The sequence below is a fragment of the Flavobacterium sp. UBA4854 genome, assembly GCF_002399805.1.
GTDB classification, from domain to species: Bacteria; Bacteroidota; Bacteroidia; order Flavobacteriales; family Flavobacteriaceae; genus Flavobacterium; species Flavobacterium ginsengisoli.
In genome coordinates this window covers 1011-3242 of the sequence record NZ_DHEI01000089.1, presented here as the reverse complement: position 1 = coordinate 3242, position 2232 = coordinate 1011, and the positions used below count along the sequence as shown (strand labels likewise).

Sequence of the window (2232 nt, the reverse complement as noted above, 5' to 3'; positions counted from 1 at the left end):
TTTGGTCCCCATTCTACAGCATAAACATGAAAATCTGATGACAAATCAATTGGAGAACTGTAGCTTCTTCCTGTAAACTGATATCCTCCACCATCATAATGAATCGTTCCATCTACCGATTTTGGATTTCTGTGTTTGGCTTCCATAATGTCAATTTCTCCTGTAAAAGGCCAATTGCCATTAACTGGAAGCATCCAGAAAGCCGGCCAAGCACCTTGTGCGTTAGAAAGTTTCATACGAGCTTCTACTCTTCCGTATTTTAAAGAATATTTTCCTTCCGTTGTCAATTTTGAAGAAGCATAAGGCTGATCTGGAAATTGTGCGTTAGGCGCATATTTTGCCTCAATGTTTAAGTAACTATTTGTTCCTTCTTTTACAATTGTCGCCTGATTGGGATCGTAACGCTGTGCTTCAGCATTTCCGAATCCGCAGAGCGACGGACATCCGTTTCCTGAAATGCTTTGCCATTTGGTTAAATCTACCGTTGTACCATTAAATTCATCAGACCAAACGAGCGTATTGCATTGCGCTTGAGTTTTGAGAAATGGCAACAGTAAGAACAAAACCGCTACACAAAATTGTTTTAATAAATAAGAATTGCCTTTCGGTGGTCGGCCGAAAAAAAAGTCATTTTGCTTCATTTTTAAATAGGTTTTTAGTTAGTATTTGTTATTTCTTCAATAAATCTTATTTATAAAAACAGATTGTATTTTCCGACAATAACAGCGCAATATTAACTAAAAAATCAGGCAAGACTTACATTTTTGAGTACGGTTTGACTACGGTACTATCGAAGAAATGTAACAAATCATCGATGAAAAGCATAAAATCACTTCAGATTCTACTTATACGAGAAAAATTAAAAATTAAGAATGAATTCAGTGATATTCGTATCAGACGGAAGCTGTAATTTTTTACGAATTCTATAACGGGTATCTTCCACGCCACGAACAGAAATTCCTAAAAGTGGTGCAATTTCTTTTGTATTGAAATTCATTCGCAAATAAGCACACAATCGCATATCGCGTGGAGTCAATTCTGGATAACTCGATTTTAATCGCTGCATAAAATTATCATGCAACTGATTGAAAATTTCTTCAAATTCGTTCCAATGTTTGTCTCCCTGCAATTCGTGATCTATTAATTTATTGATTTTCGTCAGAAGACTAAAGTTTACATTCGGTTCGTTTTTCTTGTCAATCTGCGCGATCAATTCTTTTATTGAAAGTAAAATTTCATTTAAATGAATTAAATTGACTGTATTAGAAGCCACTTTAGCATTTTTAAGATTAATTGTCGTTTGAAGATTTTCACGAACAATTGCCATATTTTCTTGTTCTAATGTCAGTTTCTGTTCGTTAAGTTCTGCACGACTTCGAAGCAATTCTCTTTCCTGATTCTCTATCAATTGAAGACGTTGACGCTCAGCAACAAATTTCTGATATCTAACAATTAAATAAATTACAATACTATAAAGCGCAAAATAAAATAAGTAAGCCCAAAAAGTTCTGTACCAAGGCGGTAAAACTTCAAACTTAAAAACAGCTTCTTCACTAACCACATCGTACATATTTTTTGCGCGTACATGAAAAACATATTCATTTTCTGGCAAGTTGGTATATTCTTTCTCTGTTTGAAGGCTGTAATCTGACCAAGTTGGCTCAAAACCTTCCAGCCAATACTCGTATTTTGTTGCATCTGCATCATCAAAACAAAGCGATGCAAAAGAAAAATGAAGCGCATTATTGGCATAAGATAACACAGTCGAAAACTTATCATTTACTGATCCTGTTTTATTTGGGAGCACATCGTAACGGCTGGAAAACAACAAACTATCTTTCGGAAAAATACATTTTACTTCCGAAATAACTGCTTTGTATTTCGTTTCGTATTTCTTGTTTTTAATTGCACTGTAATGTATCAAGCCTTCTTGTGTTCCAAAGAAAACGTCACCACTGTTTGTGGTTTGAATATTTTCAAAACCAGGAACATATATATATCGAAGTTTTCGAAATGGAAGCTCTTCAATCTTAAAACTCCCATTTTTCTGTTTGCTCATTTTTCCGGTATTTTCGCCAGAAACGTACCAAATATTATTCTGATTGTCTGGTTTTAATAATCGAATATGATTTTCCAATCCGAGATATTTCTTGAAAACAGGATCTGGAATCATTTTTTTTGAAGAAACATCTTGTTTGTAAACGCCTTTTGTTGTTCCAAATAATATCTGAT

General features: G+C 34.3%; 2 protein-coding genes. Both read right to left on the bottom strand.

What is annotated here, in order from left to right; genetic code table 11:
- The coding region (locus B3J44_RS13255; protein ID WP_286968849.1) for a glycoside hydrolase family 16 protein at positions 1 to 641 on the bottom strand (641 nt) is incomplete at its 3' end.
- Positions 642 to 859: 218 nt separating this feature from the next.
- Positions 860 to 2232 (bottom strand): triple tyrosine motif-containing protein (locus B3J44_RS13250; RefSeq protein WP_286968848.1); only part of this gene is annotated, 1373 nt, incomplete at its 5' end.